Source organism: Streptomyces sp. NPDC087428 (assembly GCF_044744085.1).
Lineage (GTDB): Bacteria > Actinomycetota > Actinomycetes > Streptomycetales > Streptomycetaceae > Streptomyces.
On record NZ_JBIUXR010000009.1, the window covers coordinates 246,554 to 266,921 of the forward strand.

Below are 20,368 nucleotides of genomic sequence, written 5' to 3' on the forward strand. Positions count from 1 at the left end.
GCGCTCACGCCCGCCGGTCCCCCGGGGCCGTCACCGATCGGCCGCCGTGGTTGGCGGCCTCGTCGAGCTCACGCACGGACGGGTGGTGGAGGTCGAACGCAGGGGACTCGGAACGGATGCGCGGCAGCGTGACGAAGTTGTGCCGCGGCGGCGGGCAGGAGGTCGCCCACTCCAGCGAGCGTCCGTAACCCCACGGGTCGTCGACCCCGACGTTCTCGCCGTACTTGGCCGTCTTCCACACGTTGTACAGGAACGGCAGCATCGACAGGCCGAGCAGGAACGAGGAGATCGACGAGATCGTGTTCAGCGCGGTGAAGCCGTCCGCCGCGAGGTAGTCCGCGTAGCGGCGCGGCATGCCCTCCGCGCCCAGCCAGTGCTGCACCAGGAACGTGCCGTGGAAGCCCACGAACAGGGTCCAGAAGGTGATCTTGCCGAGCCGCTCGTCCAGCATCTTGCCGGTGAACTTCGGCCACCAGAAGTGGAACCCGGCGAACATCGCGAAGACCACGGTGCCGAAGACCACGTAGTGGAAGTGCGCCACGACGAAGTACGAGTCCGAGACGTGGAAGTCCATCGGGGGCGACGCGAGGATCACACCGGTCAGACCGCCGAAGAGGAACGTGACGAGAAAGCCGACGGACCAGAGCATCGGTGTCTCGAAGGACAGCGAGCCCTTCCACATCGTGCCGATCCAGTTGAAGAACTTCACCCCGGTGGGTACCGCGATGAGGAACGTCATGAACGAGAAGAACGGCAGCAGCACAGCGCCGGTGACGTACATGTGGTGCGCCCACACGGTCACGGACAGACCCGCGATGGCGATCGTCGCGCCGACCAGACCGATGTAGCCGAAGATCGGCTTCCGGCTGAAGACCGGAATGATCTCGGTGACGATCCCGAAGAACGGGAGCGCGATGATGTAGACCTCCGGATGGCCGAAGAACCAGAAGAGGTGCTGCCAGAGCAGCGCACCGCCGTTGGCCGGGTCGAACACGTGCGCGCCGAACTTGCGGTCCGCCTCCAGCGCCAGGAGCGCCCCGGCGAGGACCGGGAAGGCCAGCAGGACCAGGACGGCGGTCAGCAGGACGTTCCACACGAAGATCGGCATGCGGAACATCGTCATGCCGGGTGCGCGCATGCAGACGATCGTGGTGATGAAGTTGACCGACCCGAGGATCGTGCCGAATCCCGAGAAGGCCAGTCCCATGATCCACATATCGGCGCCGATGCCCGGCGAGCGGACCGCGTCCGTCAGCGGGGAGTAGGCGAACCAGCCGAAGTCGGCCGCTCCGTCCGGGGTGAGGAAGGCGCCCACCGCGATGAGCGAGCCGAAGAGGTAGAGCCAGTACGCGAACATGTTCAGCCGGGGGAACGCCACGTCGGGCGCGCCGATCTGCAGCGGCATGATCCAGTTGGTGAACCCGGCGAACAGCGGCGTCGCGAACATCAGCAGCATGATCGTGCCGTGCATCGTGAAGGCCTGGTTGAACTGCTCGTTCGACATGATCTGCGTGCCCGGACGGGCCAGCTCTGCGCGCATGAAGAGCGCGAGCAGACCGCCGATGAGGAAGAACGCGAACGAGGTGACCAGGTACATCGTGCCGATCGTCTTGTGGTCGGTGGTGGTCAGCCACTTGATGACGACGTTTCCCGGCTCTCTGCTGTGTACCGGAAGCTCGTTGGCGTACGCCTCGTCGTCCTCCGCCGTCCCTGCCGTGCCCGTCGTCGTCACTGGGACGCTCCTTCGGTTGTCTTCCGCGGGTGGACTGCACCCGGCGTGGCGCCGCCTCCACCGGGGTCGGCCGAACGGCCCTCCCCGCACGTCGCGCGAGTTTCCGGTTGCAGCAAACCAGCCGGGTGGCCGCCCGGGGTGGCCCTGCGACCGCCGTGGCGCGACATTCACCCGTCAGGGCGTCCCCGGACGAGCGCCTCCGTGGCCCCGTCCGCTCCTGGAAACAGCTCCGCCCCGGCTCGACGGTGTGTCGGCCGGGGCGGAGTGCTCAGAAGCGGTGCGGGCGGGGGAAGCGGCAGGGCCTCCCCCGTCCACCGGATCGGATCAGGCGAGGCTCGCGATCGCCTGGTTGAACGTCGCCGACGGGCGCATGACGGCGGACGCCTTGGCCGGGTCGGGCTGGTAGTAGCCGCCGATGTCCACTGGCTTGCCCTGGACCGCGATCAGCTCGTCGACGATGGTCTGCTCCTGCTCGGCCAGCGTCTTGGCGAGCGGCGCGAAGGCCTCGGCGAGGGTGGCGTCGGCGGTCTGCCGCGCCAGCTCCTGGGCCCAGTAGAGCGCCAGGTAGAAGTGGCTGCCGCGGTTGTCGATGCCGCCGAGCCTGCGGCTGGGCGACTTGTCCTCGTTGAGGAACGTGGCGGTCGCGCGGTCCAGGGTGTCCGCGAGGACCTGGGCGCCGGCGTTGTCCGTGGTCTGCGCGAGGTGCTCGAAGCTGACGGCGAGGGCGAGGAACTCACCCAGGCTGTCCCAGCGCAGGTAGTTCTCCTTGACGAGCTGCTGCACGTGCTTCGGCGCGGAGCCGCCGGCGCCCGTCTCGAACAGACCGCCGCCGTTCATCAGCGGGACGACGGAGAGCATCTTCGCGCTGGTGCCCAGCTCAAGGATGGGGAACAGGTCGGTCAGGTAGTCACGCAGCACGTTGCCGGTGACCGAGATGGTGTCCTCGCCGCGGCGGATGCGCTCCAGGGAGAACGCGGTGGCCTTCACCGGGGACATGATCTCGATCCGGAGACCGTCGGTGTCGTGCTCGGCCAGGTAGGTCTTGACCTTCTCGATGAGCTTGGCGTCGTGCGCCCGGTCCTCGTCGAGCCAGAACACGGCCGGGACGCCGGTCGCGCGGGCACGGGTGACCGCGAGCTTGACCCAGTCCTGGATGGGCAGGTCCTTGGCCTGGCACATGCGGAAGATGTCACCGGCGCCGACGACCTGCTCCAGGACGGCGTTGCCGTTGCCGTCGACGACCCGCACCGTGCCGGTGGCGGGGACCTCGAAGGTCTTGTCGTGGCTGCCGTACTCCTCGGCCTTCTGCGCCATCAGACCGACGTTGGACACCGAGCCCATCGTGGCCGGGTCATAGGCGCCGTTGGCGCGGCAGTCGTCGATGACGACCTGGTAGACGCCGGAGTAGCTGCTGTCGGGCAGCACCGCGAGGGTGTCGGCCTCCTCACCGTCCGGGCCCCACATGTGACCGGAGGTGCGGATCATGGCCGGCATCGAGGCGTCCACGATGACGTCGCTGGGGACGTGCAGGTTGGTGATGCCCTTGTCGGAGTCGACCATCGCCAGGGCGGGGCCCTCGGCGAGCTCGGCCTCGAACGAGGCCTTGATCTCGGCACCGATGTGAGGCACCGAGTCCAGGCCCTTGAGGATCCCGCCGAGGCCGTCGTTCGGGGACAGGCCGGCGGCGATGAGTGCCTCGCCGTACTTGGCGAACGTGTTCGGGAAGAAGGCGCGGACCACGTGGCCGAAGATGATCGGGTCGGAGACCTTCATCATGGTGGCCTTGAGGTGCACGGAGAACAGCACGTCCTCGGCTTTGGCACGCGCGACCTGCTCGGTGAAGAACTCGCGCAGCGCGGCGACGCGCATGACGGCGGCGTCCACGACCTCGCCCGCGAGCACCGGTACGGACTCACGGAGCACGGTGGTGGTGCCGTCGTCGCCCACCAGCTCGATGCGCAGCGAGCCCGCGTTTTCGATCACCACGGACTTCTCGGTGGAGCGGAAGTCGTCGGCGCCCATGGTCGCGACGTTCGTCTTCGAGTCGGCCGTCCAGGCGCCCATGCGGTGCGGGTGCGCCTTGGCGTAGTTCTTGACCGACGCGGGAGCGCGGCGGTCGGAGTTGCCCTCGCGCAGGACGGGGTTGACCGCACTGCCCTTGATCTTGTCGTAACGCGCGCGGGCGTCCTTGTCCTCGTCGGACTTCGGGTCGTCCGGGTAGTCCGGCAGCGCGTAGCCCTGCGCCTGGAGCTCGGCGATCGCGGCCTTCAGCTGCGGGATCGAGGCCGAGACGTTCGGCAGCTTGATGATGTTGGCCCCGGGAGTCGTGGCCAGCTCGCCGAGCTCGGCGAGCGCGTCCTCGATGCGCTGGTTCTCCTGGAGGCGGTCGGGGAAACTGGCGATGATCCGGCCCGCCAGGGAGATGTCACGGCTCTCCACGGTGACCCCGGCCTTCGAGGCGTAGGCCTCGATCACCGGCAGGAACGAATACGTCGCCAGCGCCGGGGCCTCGTCGGTGTGTGTATAGATGATGGTCGAGTCAGTCACCCTGTGCTCCGCTCCACGTCTGCAACATTGCTTGACATCAAGATATCTCGTGACCGGCGCTGTCTCGACAGGGCCCTGCCCCGCACGGACCGGAACCCGGCGTACCGCCCCGCGACCCGCTGGGCGGGTGCGCCGGCCACCGCGCTTTGCCATTGATTTGCCGTACGGCCGCGGTCCTGGCAGCGTGCGGCGCTATGAGCACGGAATTCGAACACGACGAGCCGCTGGCGCAGGCGGTACGGCTGCGCGAGCAGAAGGACCCGCAGGCGCACCAGCGGCTGCTGGCCCTGGCGGCGAGGTATCCGCAGGACGCGGCGATCGCCTATCAGACCGCCTGGTCGCACGATTCCCTCGGCCTGGAGGCACAGGCCGTGCCGTTCTACGAGCGCGCGCTGGAGGGTCCGGGGCTCAGGGCCGAGGACCGCCACGGGGCTTTCCTCGGCCTCGGCAGCACGCTGCGGGTGCTGGGCCGTTACGAGGCGGCGCGCGGGGTGCTCCGCCGCGGCCTGGAGGAGTTCGCGCACGATGCCTCGTTGCTGACCTTCCTGGCGATGACGCTGTACAACCTCGGCGACTCCCGCGAAGCCGTACGGACGCTCCTCGAGGTCACGGCGGCCACCAGTGCGGACGACCGGGTCCAGGCGTACCGCCCCGCGATCGAGTACTACGCCGACCGCCTGGACGAGACGGAGTAGAGCCCTTCAGGGCCGTCCCTCGGCCGGGACCTCCTCGCCGGCCGGCACCGGTCCCGGCGGGGTGCCGTCACCGAAGGGCCGGCCGCCCAGCTGCTCCCGGTGGTGCGGGGTCAGCCAGCCCGACAGGTCGGGGCCCACGGGCACGATGCCGGTGGGGTTGATGCCCGTGTGGACGCGGTAGTAGTGCTGCTTGATGTGGTGGAAGTCGACCGTGTCACCGAAGCCGGGAGTCTGGTACAGGTCCCTGCTGTAACCCCACAGGACCGGGTCCTCGGCCAGCTTCGAGCGGTTGCACTTGAAGTGTCCGTGGTAGACGGCGTCGAAGCGCACCAGTGTGGTGAAGAGCCGGATGTCGGCCTCGGTGATCGTGTCGCCGACGAGGTAGCGCCGGCTCGCGAGGCGCTCCGACACCAGGTCCAGGCGGCGGAACAGATCCCTGTACGCAGCCTCGTACTCGTCCTGCCCGGTCGCGAACCCGGCCCGGTACACGCCGTTGTTGACGTCGCGGTAAATGCCCTCCATGACCTCGTCGATCTCCTCGCGCAGCGGCTCGGGGTAGAGGTCGGGCGCCCCGGGCCGGTGCAGCGCGGTCCATTCGGTGGCGAGGTCCAGGGTGATGCGCTGGTAGTCGTTGGTGACGAGCTTGCCGCTGGGGATGTCGACGACGGCGGGGACGCTGACCCCGCCGGGGTATCCGCGTTCCCGCGCGTCGTACGCCTCGCCGAGGTACTTGATGCCGAGGACCGGGTCCCGGCCGCCCTCGTCCAGCGTGAAGCGCCAGCTGCGGTCGTCCTGCAGCGGATCGGTGACGGCGAGCGAGAGCGCGCTCTCCAGGCCGAGCAGCCGGCGGGAGACCAGGGCGCGGCTCGCCCAGGGACAGGCGCGGCTGACGACCAGGCGGTAGCGGCCGGCCTCGACGGGCCAGCCGTCGCGGCCGTCGGCGGTGATCCGGTCGGCGAAATGGCTCCTGGACCGTTTGAAGGGCTTGTGGCCGTACTCCGTGTTGCCGTCCGGTTCGGTGCGGGCGGGGTCGTTCATGGCGTTTCTCCCTACGAAGGGGCCTCAAGGCGGGCGGACTGCTGTGTACGGCTTCTGCCCCGGCGTTCCCCGCCCACGTCGGCCAGCGCCACGATCAGTCCGGCCACCACGAAGGCGACGGCGACGACCAGCCCTCGGTCGTAGGCGCTGGACCAGCCGGCGGAGCCCACCTGGGCGAAGAAGACCGAGCCGACCGCGGCGATCCCGATCGCGGAACCGACGCGCTGCCCGGTCTGGAGCGTGCCGCCGGCGCTCCCCGCGGTGGCCACCGGCACCTGGGACAAGGTCAGGGTCTGGTTGGGCGCGATGACCAGGCCGCTGCCCAGTCCGGCCAGCAGCAGCGGGGCCGCCATCGCCCAGCCGGCGCCCCTGCCGGGCACCAGGTGGACGGCGAGCGCGGTGGCCCCGAGTCCGACTGCCACGGTCGCCATGCCGATGACGACGAGGGGGCGCCCGTACCGGCCGACCAGCCTGCCGCCGGGTCCGGCCGCGGCGGCGGACCCGAGGGCGAAGGGCGTGATCGCGAGACCTGCCATCAGGGCGGTGTAGTGCAGTCCGCTCTGCAGGTAGAGCGTAGTGATGAAGAAGATCGAGGTGAATCCGGCGAAGTACAGCAGGATCAGCAGGCAGCCCAGCCAGTAGGAGCGGACGCGGAACAGCGAGAGGTTCACCACCGGCTGGGTGCCGCGGCGGCCGCACCGGGACTCCCAGCCGACGAAGGCGGTGAGCAGCGCCGCGGCCGCCGGCAGGAGCAGCCATTTCCCGTCGCCCCGCCACTGCTGCGCCTGGACGAAGGGCAGTAGCAGCGTCAGCACCCCCGCGCCCAGCAGCAGGACCCCGAGGGGGTCGAGGTCCCGCAGCCGCACCGGGCCCGCGGACGGGGTGTCCGGCAGCAGTCTGCGGGCCAGCAGAAGGCAGACGGCTCCGAGCGGCAGGTTGACGTAGAACACCCAGCGCCAGCCCTCCTCAGCGCCGGCCGCCTGGATCAGCAGTCCGCCCAGCAGCGGGCCCACAGCGGTGGAGATGCCGACCACCGTGCCGAACATGCCGAAGGCCCGGCCCCGTTCGCGCCCCGAGAACATCTGCTGGATGAGGGCGGAGATCTGGGGTGACAACAGCCCGCCGGCCAGGCCCTGGATTAGTCGGGCGATGACCAGCCAGAGGCTGGACTGGGCGGCTCCGCAGGCCGCCGACGACAGCGTGAAGAGCACCAGCCCGGCCATGAAGACCTCGCGGCGCCCGCGCGCGTCGCCGAGCCGTCCGGCGGGGATCAGGAACAGCCCGAAGGCCAGGGCATAACCGGACAGCACCCACTGCAGATCGGACTCCGGAGTGTGCAGGCCCTCCCGGATGGACGGCAGCGCGACGTTGACGATCGACACGTCCAGCAGCGTCATGAAGCCTGCGACCAAGCACACCGCGAGTGCCCGCCACCGCCGGGGGTCGGGCGCGTCCGGCCCGGCGGCGGACTCCGCACCCCGCCCCCCGGAACCCCGGTTCGCCGCACTCTCTGCCATGGCTCGCACACTAGGTCGCACGCCCCGATTCCTCATCCCGGCAGGGCCACCCGGCCGTGCGCCGCGCGCTACATTGGCGCGGTCGCCGGTATGCGGACGGTGTACGGCAGGATGCGGGCGGGGCGGCCGGCCACAGTGACGGTCCCGGCGGTGGCGGCCACCGCGGACAGCGGCGAGGGCGGCCGTTGAATGTTGACATACGCCAAGAAATGCACAGAAAAAGCTTGCACATGCGAGCCATACAACTCTAAGGTGCGGCATATGCAGTCCTACACCATTGGGCAGGCCGCCCGTCTGCTGGGCGTCAGCCCGGACACCGCGCGCCGCTGGGCGGACGCCGGACGCGTGGCGACCCACCGCGAGGACGGCGGGCGCCGCCTCATCGACGGCCGCGACCTGGCCGCGTTCTCCGTCGAGGTCGCCCAGGGGGGCGCCGGCGAGGACGACACGTCGTACACCTCGGCCCGTAACGCCTTTCCCGGCATCGTCACGGCCGTCAAGCTCGGGGACGTGGCGGCGCAGGTGGAGATCCAGGCCGGTCCCCACCGGCTCGTGTCGCTGCTGACCCGGGAGGCGGTCGAGGAGCTCGGCCTCGAGGCGGGCATGCAGGCCACCGCCCGGGTGAAGTCGACCAGCGTGCACATCGACCGCACCTGACCCGGATCCGGGGAACGGCACGGAGACACGAGGTCCCCGTTTCCGGACGGGTCCTGAACACGCGGGCCCTCCGGACGACGCGGCCACCGAGCCGTCGGGCGGCAGCGAGGACGCGGCCGGAACGGAGTCGGACCCGGCGAACCGCGGGCTCGCCGTGAACGGCTCGTTGTGGCACATCAACGGCATCGTCGTCGAGCACGCCGGTGACAACGGGATCTTCGTCGGCGGCAGCGACAACATCATCGAGCGCACCGTGACGCGCTTCAACCGTGACACGGGGCTTCAGCTCTCGCGGATCCCGTCCAGCACCCCCCGCGACGAGTGGCCGTCCAACAACCTCGTCCTGAGCGCGGAGACGCACGACAACGCCGACTCCGACGGCGAGGACGCGGACGGCTTCGCCGCGAAGCTCACCGTCGGCCCCGGAAACGTCTTCCGCTACGCCGTCTCCCACAACAACATGGACGACGGCTGGGACCTCTGCACCAAGACCGACACGGGTCCCATCGGCCCGGTGCCCATCGAGGACTCGCTCTCCTACGAGAACGGCACTCTCACCGACGGCAGCCGGAACTCCGACGGTCACCGCACCGGCTACAAGCTCGGCGGCGACGACATCGCCGTGGACCACGTCATCCCGGCGATGACAGCCCGTCAGTACACTGGCCACGAGTCACACGGTTCCGCCGGCCCCGACCCCAGAAGGCCGTCCGCCGCCGGGCTCGACGACTCACCAAGCGGCCCCTGAGCTGCGCAAACCTGATCAGGGCGCCACCTGATGGCTCTACTGGGAGGTCACCGTTGAAAATGCTGATCAACGTCCCCGAAACCGTGGTCGCGGATGCTCTGCGCGGGATGGCCGCCGCCCATCCGGATCTGACCGTGGATGTCGAGAACCGTGTCGTCGTACGGCGCGACGCGCCCGTGGCCGGAAAGACCGCCCTGGTCTCCGGCGGCGGGTCCGGCCACGAGCCGCTGCACGCCGGGTTCGTCGGGCCCGGAATGCTGTCGGCCGCGTGCGCCGGTGAGGTGTTCACGTCCCCGGTCCCGGATCAGATGGTGCGGGCCGCCGTCGCCGTCGACAGCGGTGCGGGCGTGCTCTTCGTCGTCAAGAACTACACCGGTGACGTGCTCAACTTCGAGATGGCCGCCGAGCTGGCCGACGAGGAGGGGGTACGGGTCGCCCAGGTACTCGTCAACGACGATGTCGCGGTCACCGACAGCCTCTTCACGGCGGGGAGGCGGGGCACGGGGGCGACGCTCTTCGTCGAGAAGATCGCCGGGGCGGCGGCCGAGGAGGGCGCTCCGCTGGACCGGGTGGCGGCCATCGCGCGCCAGGTGAACGAGTCGTCGCGGAGCTTCGGCGTGGCGCTGAGCTCGGTGACCACACCCGCCAAGGGCTCCCCCACCTTCGACCTCCCCGTGGGCGAACTCGAACTCGGGGTGGGGATCCACGGCGAGCCGGGGCGCGAGCGGCGTCCGATGATGACGTCGCGGGAGATCGCCGACTTCACGGTGGACGCCGTACTGGAGGATCTGCGCCCGCACGGGCCGGTGATCGCGCTGGTCAACGGGATGGGCGCGACCCCACTGCTGGAGCTGTACGGGTTCAATGCCGAGGTGCAGCGGGTGCTGTCCGAGCGGGGCGTCGTCGTGGCTCGTACGCTCGTGGGGAACTACGTGACGTCGCTCGACATGGCGGGCTGCTCGGTGACGCTCTGCCAGGTGGACGAGGAGCTGGTACGGCTCTGGGACGCGCCGGTGGAGACGCCTGCCCTGCGCTGGGGCCGTTGACCCTCCGTGTCCCGCATTGCCGTGCACGCCGTCACACTCGATGGACCCAAGGAGATCAAGTGCTCGACGCCGACTTCTTCCGCCGCTGGATGACCACGACCGCCGCCGCCGTGGACCGCGAGGCGGCGCACCTGACCGAACTCGACTCGGCGATCGGGGACGCCGATCACGGCAGCAATCTGCAGCGCGGCTTCACCGCGGTGGTGGCCGCCCTGGAGAAGGAATCCCCGCAGACACCGGGGGCCGTACTGATGCTCGCCGGGAGACAGCTGATCTCGACCGTCGGCGGGGCGTCCGGTCCGCTGTACGGGACATTGCTCCGGCGCACGGGCAAGGCGCTGGGTGACGCGCCCACCGTGACCCTGGAGGAACTGGCGCAGGCGCTCGGCACGGGCGTGGCGGCCGTGGCCCAGCTGGGCGGGGCCCAGGCCGGGGACAAGACGATGCTGGACGCCCTGCTGCCGGCGGCCGAGGCGCTGGGGACATCGTTCGAGGCGGCGCGGGATGCTGCGCGGGCGGGCTCGGTGGCGACCGTCCCGTTGCAGGCGCGCAAGGGCCGGGCCAGCTATCTGGGTGAACGGAGCATCGGACATCAGGATCCGGGGGCCGCGTCCTCCGCGTTGCTGATCGCCGCGCTCGCAGCGACCGACGGCGCGGCCGGGGGTGACGCGTGAACGCGGGCAAGCAGGTCGGGATCGTGCTGGTCTCGCACAGCGGTCCGGTGGCAGAGGCGGTTGCCGCGCTGGCCAGGGGTCTCGCGGCCGGTGGCGCGACAGCGCCGGTGGCCGCCGCCGGCGGTACGCCGGCGGGTGGCCTCGGGACGAGCGCGGAGCTCATCGCGGAGGCCGCCCGCTCGGTGGACGGCGGTGCGGGTGTCGCCGTACTGGTCGACCTGGGCAGTGCGGTGCTCACCGTCAAGGCGATGCTGGCCGAGGGCGACGAACTCCCGGACGGGACACAGCTGGTGGATGCCCCGTTCGTGGAGGGTGCGGTGGCCGCGGTGGTCACCGCGTCGGCGGGCGGCGATCTCTCGGCTGTGGCGGCGGCCGCGTCGGAGGCGTACGGCTACCGCAAGGTGTAGGGCGGGCGGCCGTGTCTGCGGCCGCGGCTCCCGCACCGTTCGCCCACACTTGACGCATGTCACCGAACGAGCGGCGCAGCGCCGGGCTCCTCCTGTTCCGTACCACCGGGGAATCCGGTCTCGAAGTCCTCATCGGGCATATGGGCGGGCCGTTCTGGGCGGGCCGGGAGAGCGCGGCGTGGTCGGTTCCGAAGGGTGAGTACGGCCCTGAGGAGGAAGCGGCGGCCGCGGCCCGGCGGGAGTTCGAGGAGGAGTTCGGCCACCCGGTCCCGGACGGTGCGTGGGTGGCGCTGGGCGAGTCCCGTCAGTCCGGCGGCAAGGTGGTGACGGTGTGGGCGGTGGAGGCCGGTCTCGACGCGGCGGCGGCCGTTCCGGGGACGTTCACGATGGAGTGGCCGCGAGGGTCCGGCGTGCAGCAGGAGTTCCCGGAGATCGACCGGTTCGCCTGGTGCACGCCGGAGGTTGCCGCCGAGCGCCTCGTCAAGGGCCAGCGGGTCTTCGTGGAGCGGCTGCGCGACGTGGTGACGGGCGGGCGGGGGCCGTCCGCGCACGACGGGGCCTGAGGTTGTGCGGTCAGGGAGCGCCGAGCGGTGCGCCCTCGTGGAGTTCGAGCCGGTCGCCGGTGAAGCGGCCGCGGAAGCTGCGGTCGTGCGAGACGACCACGACGGCTCCGGCGTACGCGGCCAGTGCCGCCTCCACTTCCTCCACCAGGCCGAGGGCGATGTGGTTCGTCGGCTCGTCGAGCACCAGCAGATCGGCCGGCCGGGTGACCAGCCGGGCCAGCGCCAGCCTCCGCTGCTGCCCGACGGAGAGGTCGGAGACCGGAACGCTCAGGTCCTCGGGGCGGAACAGTCCGAGCGCGAGAAGCGTGTCGGTGTACTCGTCTGCGTGGCCGGGCCGTCCGGCCGCGAAGGTCGCCAGGAGCGTGCGGCGGGTGGGCCTGGCGGGGAGTTCCTGCGGGAGGTATCCGATCCGGGCCCGTCGGCGCACGGTGCCGGTCTCTGGGGCGAGGTCTCCGGCCAGAACCCGCAGAAGGGTCGACTTGCCGGCACCGTTCGGCCCGGTGACCAGCAGGCGCTGTCCGGCCGCCACGCGCAGTGCGGACATGCGCAGCCGGTCGCCGACCGCGACGGAGTCGAGCTCCACCAGTGGGCCCGGCGGCCGTTCTCCGTCGGCGGAGAGTGCCAGGGCCGCGGTGAACCGCAGGGGCCGCGGCGGGGCGGGAACAGGCGCCCTGTGCAGGGCCTCCAGTCGGCTCCGGGCGGCTCTGACCTGACCGGACAACTTGGCCTCGTGCGAACGGCGGTGCTTGCCGAAGCCCTCCCCGGGGTCCTTCCCGGCCCCGGCGAGACGTCGGCCCGCTGCGCCCACCAGCTCTTCGGTTCGGGCCAGTTCGTCCAGCCATTCCTGGTGGTCCTGCGCCCAGCGGCGCCGGGCTGCCGCCTTCGCCGCGCGGTAGCCGTCCCAGCCGTCCCCATACGTGGCGACGCTGCGCAGATCGCGGTCCACCTCGACGATGACGGTGGTGGTCCGCTCCAGGAACGCCCGGTCGTGGGTGATCACGACGACGGTGCCGCGGTGGGCACGCAGATGGTCCTCCAGCCAGGTGACGGCCCTGAGGTCGAGGTGGTTGGTCGGCTCGTCGAGCAGCAGCAGTTCGGGACCGGATGCCAGCACACAGGCGAGCGCGAGCCTGGACCGCTCTCCGCCGGAGAGTGTGCCGAGCGGGCGTTCCCCGGCGAGGTGCCCGAGTCCGAGGCCGTGCAGCGCGGCATCGACCCGGGCATCGGCCAGGTAGCCGCCGCGCTCCTCGTACTCCGTCAGCAGATCTCCGTACGCGGCGAGTCGGGCGTCGTCCGCGCCGCCGGGCGCGGCGAGTGCGGTTTCGGCGGTACGGATCCGCTGCTCCAGTGCGCGGAGTCCGGCCAGGGCGGTGTCGACGGCGTCCTGAACCGTGTGGGCGGGGGCCGACGCGAGGGTCTGGGAGAGGTAGCCGGTGCCGCCGGGGAAGCGGACGGTGATCTCACCGCTGTCCGGCGTCTCGGCACCGGACAGCAGCCGCAGGAGGGTGGACTTGCCGGAGCCGTTCTCACCGATCACTCCGACGCGGTCACCCGGACGGACGGTGAGCGACACCTGATCGAGGACGGTGCGGACTCCGTACGCCTTGGAGACGTCCTTCATGGCCAGCTGGGCGCGGTCGTGCTTGGGGGACATGGGTCGCTCTTCCCTCGGGTGACATGCCTCGTCGGCCCATGACGGGTGCGGCGGGCGGGGCGCTGAACGGGCGGGAGGGGACGCCACACGGGGTGACCCGGTCGGTCACCCGGCCGGGCCGGGTGGCGCACCCGGCGTCGCTGGTGTCGCTCTGTGGTGTCCCTGCCGGAATCAGCGGAAGAAGTAGTACGAACCCATGGGGCCAGTCTAAGCACGGGGGCCCGTGGGCTGTCAGGCCGTTTTCCCCGGTCGGGCGGAAGCCGGACGGGTGCGCGGAGGCCGGGCGGGGCTACGGGCTCTCGCCCTGGGCGACCTCGATGCTGCTGTGCAGGTCGTGCGTCGCGTCGAGAGCGGCCGCTCCAGAGACGGCCAGGCAGGCGATCAGGGTCGCGGCGGCGGCGAGGCCGAGGCGCGGGCGCCCGGCGGTCCGGCCCAGCAGGGCGGCGACCCGGCGCGGGACGGGTCCGGCCACCGCGCCGAGGGCCGGGACGGGGCGGGGCGCGGAGTCTCCTCCGGCCGTCCGGGCGGCCAGCGCGGCGCGTCCGATCGCACGGGCGGCGACCGTGCGGTCTCCGACGGCGTGCGCGGCTGCCTCGTCCGCGCAGCGCTCCAGCGCGTATCCCATGGGCGCGCGCAGGGCCCGCAGCGCCGGGTGACAGCGGGCGGACAGCTCGGCCACGGCGAGGTACAGGTGGTGGCGCCCGGTGAGGTGCGCGCGCTCGTGAGCCAGGAGCGCGTCCCGCTCGGCGGGTTCCAGGGCGTGCAGCATGCCGGTGGTGACGACGATCCGGCCGGGACTGCCGGGCCGTCCGGGCAGCGCGTAGGCGTCGGGGCGGGTGTCACGCAGCACGGAGAGCTCGCTCCCGTCGCCCCGCCCCGGGCCTGCGGCCCGGTGGAGCTGGAGCCAGTGACTGCGCGCCGCACCGGTCACGGCCGCGCCGCAGCCCAGGAGCAGCGCCAGCGCGACGGCCGCGAGCGGTGCGGCGGCGGCCGGTTCGGCGGCGACGAGCGGGCGCACGAATTCGCCGGCGGCGGCGACGGCGGACAGCCGGCCGGCCCCGGGCACCACCAGCAGTGCCAGTGCGCACACGGTGCACAGTGCCAGGCCGGCGCCCGTCGCGGCGAGCAGCCGTACGGCCCGCACGGGCGACAGGGCATCGGCGAGCCGACGGGCCGCGGGAACCACCAGGAAGGGCACCAGCAGCGGAATCCATACGGCGTAGATCATCGTGCGTCCCCGTCCAGCAGATCGCGCAGGAGCCGCTCGTCCTCGTCGCTGAGCTGCGACACGAACCGTGCCAGCACTGTGCCGCGGTCCTCGTCCTTGCGCAGTTCGCTGTGCATCCGGCGGGCGGTCAGTCCGGCCGCGTCCTCGGTGGGGGTGTACGCGAATCCGCGTCCCGACCTGGTGCGGGCGACCGTGCCCTTCTCGTGGAGGCGCGACAGGATGGTGGTGACGGTGGTCCGCGCGAGTTCCGCGCCGATCGCGCCCTGCACCTGACCGGCGGTGAGCGGGGTACCGGCCGCCCAGAGGGCCGCCAGGATCGTGGACTCCAGCTCACCGGAGGGGCGGCGCTCCACCGGAACGTGACCGGCCTCGGCGGATCGCGGGGCGGGCTCCTGCCCGGCCGGGAGTGTCTGCCCGGTGTCCGGTCCTTCGTACGGCCGGGGGGCGAATTCTCCGCCGGATATCCCGTTCACCTGTGGCATGGGAACTCTCCTTCCCCTTCGGGCGTCTACAGTGGTGTCGACCGTCTACATCACTGTAGTCAGTCCGGGTGTTCCACAGGGGCACCCGCTCACCATTATGGGAGACCCTCCACCGTGTCCGTACTCTCACTGGCGTCCATGCCGCAAGCGGTGAACCTGCTGGACGCCGGTTCGCTGCTCGGAACGTTCGGCGCGCTCGGCGTCGCCGCCGTGCTCTTCGCCGAGACGGGGCTGCTCGTCGGCTTCTTCCTCCCCGGCGATTCACTGCTGTTCATGGCGGGCCTGCTCAGCGTCTCAGGCACCCACGGTCCGGTCGAGCTGTCGCTGCCACACGTGCTCATCGCCGCGGTGACCGGAGCGCTGCTCGGTGCGCAGACGGGCTACTGGCTCGGCCGCCGGGGCGGCCAGGCGCTGCTCGCCCGCAGCCGCTCCAAGCGACTGCAAGAGGGGGCCGGCCGCGCGGCGGAGCTGCTCGCCAGATACGGCTACGCCCGCGCGATCGTGCTGGCCCGCTTCGTTCCCGTCGTACGCACGGTACTCAACCCGCTGGCCGGGGTACTCGACGTCCCGGCCAGGGTGTTCGTTCTGTGGCAGGTCGTCGGTGGCGTGATCTGGACGGCCGGGCTGGTCCTCGCCGGATACGCGCTGGGGTCCTCGGTGCCGAACGTCGACCGCTATCTGCTGCCGATCGTCGCCGTCGTGGTCGTGGTCTCCCTGATCCCTCTCGCCGCCGAACTGCTCCGCTCCCGCAGCCGGCGCACTCCCGAAGGAGACAACAACTGATGCGGCTCGCCTCCGCGGCCACCTCGATCGACGGTGGGCTGTACACCTGGGTCACCGAACTGGCCCAGCGCTCCCCCGCCGTCCTGGATTCCGCCGTCCGCGTGTGGTCGAACTACGGACTCGCCCTGTTCGCGGTGCTCATGCTCGCGTCCTGGTGGCGCTCCCGTTCCGCGGATCCCGCGCGTACCGCCATGGCGCTCTGCGCCCCGCTCGTCGTGGTCGCCACGTATCTCGTCAACGACGTGGTGAAGTCGGCCTTTCACGAACAACGGCCCTGCCGGACGCTGCACGTCGTGACGGTGGAGGCGTGCCCGGCGCTCGGCGACTGGTCCTTCCCCAGCAATCACGCCGCCATCGCGGCGGCCGCGGCCATGGTGATCTGGCTGACGGACCGGCGGCTCGGAGCGGCCGCGGTGCCGGCCGCGCTGCTGATGGCGGCGTCCCGGGTGTGGATCGGGGCGCACTATCCGCACGATGTGCTCGTCGGGCTGCTGATCGGCGCGCTCGTCGCCTGGCCCTTGGCTGTAGCGGCGCGGCGCTGTGCCCCGGCGGTGGTCCGGCTGCGCGACAGCCGGCTGCGTCCGCTGGTGGCAGTGCGGTGAGCGGGTGGGGGTGCGGGGAACGTACCGTGATGATTCCCGTGCCCGCAGAGATCCGTGTGCCCCGGCCGGATGACCGACGCCCATGTGCCCGGCCGTCTCGGCGGCGTTAGCACGTACCGCGTCCCGCCGCGGTCGGCCGTACCTGCGAAGGCGGCGGACCGGACTGCGTCCGCTCCCGGTGTCAGTGGCTGCGCATACGGTCTGCGCATGACTGATCAGTGGTGGGCGGGCGTACGTCAGCGGGTCGAGGCGGCGGGTGCGGGGCCCGGGGGCGGCGAGGTGTTCGGGGCACTGGGGCACGGGTGGGTCGTGGAGGAGCCGCTCACCCGGGGCGAGCTTGCCGAACTGGAGGCTCAGACAGGCGTGCGGCTGCCGGAGGAGTACCGGGCCTTCCTGCTCCACGTCGGAGCGGGTGGCGCCGGCCCCGCGTACGGCCTGTTCCCGGTCCGGCGTGCGCGAGGCCGCTGGGGTTGGGAGGGCGACGGCGCAGAGCTGGCCGACCTGTCGAGGCTTGCCGAGCCGTTCCCCGACCGGGGCCCGGACCCGAAGCTGCTCGACGACCTCCTTGCCCAGCGCCCCGAGGAGGAGGACTTCGACGCCATCGAGGACTTCGACGATGCCATCGAGGTGTGGGACGAGCGGTGGGAGTCCGTCATGTTCGCCCCGGACCGCACCACCGGCGCCATCCCGATCTCCCATCTGGGCTGCGCCCAGAGGGAATGGTTGATCATCAGCGGCAACCACCGCGGCACGGTCTGGTCCGACCGCCGGGCGGACGAGGTCGACCTCGCACCGCTTCTCGACGACGACGCCGTGCCAGTGAGGTTCGCCCGCTGGTACACCGACTGGCTGGAGAAGGCCGAGCGCACAGCCAGGTCGGCACCGCAGGGCGGCCCGCCGCCCCGCGCTGAAGCGGGCCGCACGTTCCCAGGGGTCATCAGGAACCAGGTCGGCGCAATGGCCGCAGAGCCCGCCGGGTCGTAGGCGCGGGGATGCGGTGAGGGAGACCGCAGCGGTCTGGCCTCGCCACGGAGGATGCTGCTGGGGATCAGCTGTCGAGGCGGCGCTTGCTCAGCCAGGCGACGATCTCGGGGTCGTGGTGGTCGAAGAACAGCGTCGTGCCGGTGTCGAGTGCGGCGATCCGGGCCATCTGGTCGTCGGTGAGTTCGAAGTCGAAGACGTCGAGGTTCTGCGCCATTCGGTCGGGGCTGACCGTCTTGGGGATGGTGACGATGGCGCGCTGGATCAACCAGCGGAGTACGACCTGGGCCACGGATTTTCCGTGGGCCTTGCCGATCTCGGTGAGGACGGGGTGTGTGAAGAGATCGTTCCTGCCTTCGGCGAAGCCGCCCCACGCCTGATGCTGGACGCCGTGCTCGCGCATCAGGTCGTGGTCGGCGGTGCGCTGGAAGAAGGGGTGGGTCTCGATCTGGTTGACCTGCGGGATGATCTCGTTGTTGAAGATCAGGTCCAGCAGGCGGTCGGGGTAGAAGTTGGCGACGCCGATGGCCTTGGCCAGGCCCTCGCGGTTGGCTGCCTCCATGGCGCGCCACTGGCCGTAGACGTCGCCGTAGGGCTGGTGCATCAGATACAGGTCGACGTGGTCCAGGCCGAGCTTGGTCAGGGACGTCTCCAGGGCACGTCGGGTGTTGTCCTGGGCGGGAGCGTCCTGGACGAACAGCTTGGTGGTGACGAACAGGTCCTCGCGCGGAATGCCGCTGATCTTGATGGCACGGCCGACGGCTTCCTCGTTACCGTAGGCGGCGGCGGTATCGAGCAGCCGGTAGCCGGCCGCGAGGGCATCGGAGACGGCCCGCTCGGTCTTGTCCGCCGGAATCTGGTAGACGCCGAAGCCGAGGATCGGCATCTCGACGCCGTTGTTCAAGGTGACGCTCTGCATGGGAACTCCTAGTTGTTCGTTCGGGCCTGTCGAAGCGGCCGGACAGGGGTCAGTTCCGAGCCGTCCCAGTCCGCCATCGTCGTGTCCCTTCTCCGTAGCCGAAGCCGAAGCCGAGGCCGTAGCCGTAGCCGTAGCCGTAGCCGCGAGCAAGCGCTCCGCCCGGCCACGACGTCCTCCACCACGTCCACCGTGACTCGTCCGCCTGGGGTACGCCATCGGGGATCACCGGCCCGGTAAGGGGCCCGCCGGCGTCCTCGGACATGAGGCGACACGATCGACCCTGCACCCTGCCGCTCGCTCCAGGCAGGCCGAGCTGTGCCAGGGGGTGCCCAGCGAGGGTATGGCAGGGCCCCCTCCCGGCCACGTACGACCGGCGGCAGAGGGACACCGGCGCCATGGCATACGAGCAGCACGGCAACGGTGAGGCTCCAGCCACAGGATTCACCGGACAGGGCCTGGCCCCGCTGCGCGGGCGCCCGGTGTGGCTCGGCCAGGTCAACGGCCCCGGCGCCGCCGCCGACATCACCACCTGGGTCACCTAGGGCGGCCCCGGCCTGGCCGAGCCGCCGGGCGTCCTTGACCTGTACGTCTTTCGACCCGCACGCCGTGTACGTGCCGAACTCCACGAGGAGCAGTACCTGCGGGCGGCCTTCCGAATCGTGCAGGCGGCCGGTCAGTGCATCGGTTGGCACGGCAGGTCATTCAGTTCTTGCGGATACTGCGGGCCTTGGCCACGATGTTCTCAGGGAGCTTCGGCCCCGCACACGCGTAGTCGATCAGCAGGTTTCGGTACGTGGTGTTCTCGAGCTGAGGCGCCAGGCCGATCAGGGCCAGCAGGTCGTCGGGGGAACCGGAAAGACGTGTGCGGTAGGCGGCGCCCGCTGCGCGCAGGGAGAGTTCGTGGGGTGCGTGTTCCAGGCCCTGTTCCACGAGGCTCGCGGCTGCGGCGAAGTCGCCCTGCTCCGCACGCACGTCCGCCAGATCCAGGTAGAGGGACCAGTTGGCGTGGTCCCGGGTCAGAGCGGACGCGAAGGCCGCCGCGGCCTGGTCCAGGTCGCCCATCACACGCCAGGTGGCCGCTCGCGCGACTGCGGTCCACATGACCTGGTCGACGGCGTCGGCGCGATCGCACAGGGCAAAGCACAGCTCGTAGCGGCCGCAGGACCGGGGCAGCCGAGCCATGGCGGCCAGCGACTCCGGGACGGGGCTGCGTTCGGACACCGCCTCGATCGCGTGGAACCAGGGCGCGAACCGCTTGCGCATCTCGTCGGTGTCCAGGTCGTGGCCGTAGTCCAGTGTCCGCAGACACGCCTCGGCCAGCGCCTCGGCACTCACCGCGCCGAGAAAGCGCGCGTCGCCGAACCAGGGTGCGGCGCCCCATGCCACGTCGGGCCGCGCGCCCGTGACCGAACCGAGGGACATCACCGCGTCGTCCATGTCCCCGTCGAGGAACCGGAAGTAGGCCTGTGCCAGCACAGAGCTCAAGGAGCCGTTTCCTTCGAGGCTCTCCTTCAGTTCCGAGCGCCGGTCCCGCCACAACTCGGCGAGGGCGGCATAGGGCTCCGGGGCTGCCGGTGCCGAGGCTACCGCCCCCACCAGCAACTCCATGGCGCCGACCGGGCTTCCGCCGCAGTGCGCCATCACTCCCGCGAGTCCGACTCCCGCCGCCACTGACTGATTCGACATCTGCAGAGAATATCCATGGCCAAAGGTTCGGTGAGCCTTGCCGCTCGGACGGCGGTACCGCTACGAGTGATCAGCTCAGGTCGAGACTTCGCGGCCGGGCAGGCGGATGACGGCGAGGCCGCTGTCGAGGTCCACGGTGGAACGGTGCGGCGGGGCGCCGTCCTCCTCGTCGTCGCGCAGCAGCAGGGCGCTCTGTCGCTCCTTGAGCTCGCTCTGCTTTCCGGGCGAGAAGGTCGCGTGCAACTGCTCGAAACCGGTCGCCGACACCTGGCCCTGGCGGGCGCTGTTGCGCCACGGCAGCAGACCGGCCCGGCCCGCACGGAGCATCAGCTGATCGAGGAGGGCGACGACGGTCAGGCCGATCACCAGTCCGGGCAGCGTCATCATCGCGGCGAATTCCATGCGGGCA

20 protein-coding genes and 1 pseudogene are annotated in these 20,368 nt (G+C 71.0%); 11 read left to right on the forward strand and 10 right to left on the reverse strand.

The genetic code is table 11. From position 1 onward, the window contains the following. Nucleotides 1-4: 4 nt before the first annotated feature. Nucleotides 5-1,732 carry a cytochrome c oxidase subunit I gene (gene ctaD / locus ACIO3R_RS20765; protein WP_385030672.1) on the reverse strand — a complete coding sequence of 576 codons (1,728 nt, stop codon included), beginning with the start codon at nt 1,730-1,732 and terminating at the stop codon, nt 5-7. Between the two features lie 324 nt (nt 1,733-2,056). Further along, complete coding sequence (locus tag ACIO3R_RS20770) at nt 2,057-4,279, reverse strand: NADP-dependent isocitrate dehydrogenase (RefSeq protein WP_385030675.1); 2,223 nt, start codon at nt 4,277-4,279, stop codon at nt 2,057-2,059. 194 nt (nt 4,280-4,473) lie between these two features. Here ACIO3R_RS20770 and ACIO3R_RS20775 point away from each other — a divergent pair, with 194 nt between their 5' ends. Further along, nucleotides 4,474-4,974, forward strand: coding sequence for a tetratricopeptide repeat protein (locus ACIO3R_RS20775; RefSeq protein ID WP_402107533.1), 501 nt, complete (start codon nt 4,474-4,476; stop codon nt 4,972-4,974). Between the two features lie 6 nt (nt 4,975-4,980). Here the strand turns inward: ACIO3R_RS20775 and ACIO3R_RS20780 are convergent, their stop codons facing one another. Then, entirely contained in the window at nt 4,981-6,012 is a 1,032-nt protein-coding gene (locus ACIO3R_RS20780; protein ID WP_385030681.1) for a glutathione S-transferase family protein, read from the reverse strand. Nucleotides 6,013-6,023: 11 nt separating this feature from the next. After that, entirely contained in the window at nt 6,024-7,529 is a 1,506-nt protein-coding gene (locus tag ACIO3R_RS20785) for an MFS transporter (RefSeq protein WP_385030684.1), read from the reverse strand. 261 nt (nt 7,530-7,790) lie between these two features. Between ACIO3R_RS20785 and ACIO3R_RS20790 the strand changes: the two genes are divergently transcribed. The 6 genes and pseudogenes from ACIO3R_RS20790 to ACIO3R_RS20815 all read left to right on the forward strand — a co-directional run bounded on the left by ACIO3R_RS20790 (nt 7,791) and on the right by ACIO3R_RS20815 (nt 11,624). After that, nucleotides 7,791-8,186 (forward strand): molybdopterin-binding protein, encoded by a 396-nt coding sequence (locus ACIO3R_RS20790; RefSeq protein ID WP_402107536.1) that lies wholly within the window; start codon nt 7,791-7,793, stop codon nt 8,184-8,186. Between the two features lie 127 nt (nt 8,187-8,313). Continuing rightward, nucleotides 8,314-8,823: pseudogene (locus ACIO3R_RS20795) on the forward strand (silent information regulator protein Sir2); the annotation flags it as partial. A gap of 170 nt (nt 8,824-8,993) precedes the next feature. Then, nucleotides 8,994-9,980, forward strand: a complete 987-nt coding sequence (gene dhaK, locus ACIO3R_RS20800; protein ID WP_385346099.1) for a dihydroxyacetone kinase subunit DhaK — start codon at nt 8,994-8,996, stop codon at nt 9,978-9,980. Between the two features lie 59 nt (nt 9,981-10,039). Continuing rightward, nucleotides 10,040-10,654, forward strand: a complete 615-nt coding sequence (dhaL, locus tag ACIO3R_RS20805) for a dihydroxyacetone kinase subunit DhaL (RefSeq protein ID WP_385030693.1) — start codon at nt 10,040-10,042, stop codon at nt 10,652-10,654. Further along, nucleotides 10,651-11,061: a PTS fructose transporter subunit IIA gene (locus ACIO3R_RS20810; protein WP_363021789.1), complete on the forward strand. Its 411-nt coding sequence runs from the start codon at nt 10,651-10,653 to the stop codon at nt 11,059-11,061. The genes dhaL and ACIO3R_RS20810 overlap by 4 nt, the downstream gene beginning before the upstream one ends. A 56-nt stretch (nt 11,062-11,117) precedes the next feature. Continuing rightward, nucleotides 11,118-11,624: an NUDIX domain-containing protein gene (locus ACIO3R_RS20815; RefSeq protein WP_385030696.1), complete on the forward strand. Its 507-nt coding sequence runs from the start codon at nt 11,118-11,120 to the stop codon at nt 11,622-11,624. 10 nt (nt 11,625-11,634) lie between these two features. Here the strand turns inward: ACIO3R_RS20815 and abc-f are convergent, their stop codons facing one another. The 3 genes from abc-f to ACIO3R_RS20830 all read right to left on the reverse strand — a co-directional run bounded on the left by abc-f (nt 11,635) and on the right by ACIO3R_RS20830 (nt 14,859). Next, complete coding sequence (gene abc-f / locus ACIO3R_RS20820; RefSeq protein WP_402107542.1) at nt 11,635-13,278, reverse strand: ribosomal protection-like ABC-F family protein; 1,644 nt, start codon at nt 13,276-13,278, stop codon at nt 11,635-11,637. 289 nt (nt 13,279-13,567) lie between these two features. Then, on the reverse strand, nt 13,568-14,506 hold the full coding sequence (locus ACIO3R_RS20825) for a M56 family metallopeptidase (RefSeq protein WP_402107545.1): 939 nt from the start codon (nt 14,504-14,506) through the stop codon (nt 13,568-13,570). Then, nucleotides 14,503-14,859 (reverse strand): BlaI/MecI/CopY family transcriptional regulator, encoded by a 357-nt coding sequence (locus ACIO3R_RS20830; RefSeq protein WP_385030743.1) that lies wholly within the window; start codon nt 14,857-14,859, stop codon nt 14,503-14,505. The genes ACIO3R_RS20825 and ACIO3R_RS20830 overlap by 4 nt, the downstream gene beginning before the upstream one ends. 267 nt (nt 14,860-15,126) lie before the next feature. Here ACIO3R_RS20830 and ACIO3R_RS20835 point away from each other — a divergent pair, with 267 nt between their 5' ends. The 3 genes from ACIO3R_RS20835 (at nt 15,127) to ACIO3R_RS20845 (ending at nt 17,357) form a co-directional block, all read left to right on the forward strand. After that, entirely contained in the window at nt 15,127-15,771 is a 645-nt protein-coding gene (locus ACIO3R_RS20835; RefSeq protein WP_402107548.1) for a DedA family protein, read from the forward strand. Beyond that, nucleotides 15,771-16,373: a phosphatase PAP2 family protein gene (locus ACIO3R_RS20840; RefSeq protein WP_402107550.1), complete on the forward strand. Its 603-nt coding sequence runs from the start codon at nt 15,771-15,773 to the stop codon at nt 16,371-16,373. Before ACIO3R_RS20835 ends, ACIO3R_RS20840 begins: the two co-directional genes overlap by 1 nt. A 207-nt stretch (nt 16,374-16,580) precedes the next feature. Continuing rightward, the gene (locus ACIO3R_RS20845; protein ID WP_402107553.1) at nt 16,581-17,357 is read left to right on the forward strand and encodes an SMI1/KNR4 family protein; all 777 of its coding nucleotides are present in this window, start codon (nt 16,581-16,583) and stop codon (nt 17,355-17,357) included. 64 nt (nt 17,358-17,421) lie between these two features. Here ACIO3R_RS20845 and ACIO3R_RS20850 read toward each other — a convergent pair whose 3' ends face one another. After that, a complete protein-coding gene (locus tag ACIO3R_RS20850) occupies nt 17,422-18,273 on the reverse strand; it encodes an aldo/keto reductase (protein ID WP_402107556.1) in 852 nt (283 codons plus the stop codon). Between the two features lie 395 nt (nt 18,274-18,668). Between ACIO3R_RS20850 and ACIO3R_RS20855 the strand changes: the two genes are divergently transcribed. After that, complete coding sequence (locus ACIO3R_RS20855) at nt 18,669-18,815, forward strand: hypothetical protein (RefSeq protein WP_385030717.1); 147 nt, start codon at nt 18,669-18,671, stop codon at nt 18,813-18,815. A gap of 160 nt (nt 18,816-18,975) precedes the next feature. Here ACIO3R_RS20855 and ACIO3R_RS20860 read toward each other — a convergent pair whose 3' ends face one another. Together ACIO3R_RS20860 and ACIO3R_RS20865 are read right to left on the reverse strand one after the other, a co-directional pair. After that, nucleotides 18,976-19,959, reverse strand: a complete 984-nt coding sequence (locus tag ACIO3R_RS20860; protein ID WP_402107561.1) for a tetratricopeptide repeat protein — start codon at nt 19,957-19,959, stop codon at nt 18,976-18,978. Nucleotides 19,960-20,034: 75 nt separating this feature from the next. Beyond that, a complete protein-coding gene (locus ACIO3R_RS20865) occupies nt 20,035-20,361 on the reverse strand; it encodes a DUF6191 domain-containing protein (RefSeq protein WP_402107563.1) in 327 nt (108 codons plus the stop codon). Nucleotides 20,362-20,368 lie beyond the last annotated feature (7 nt).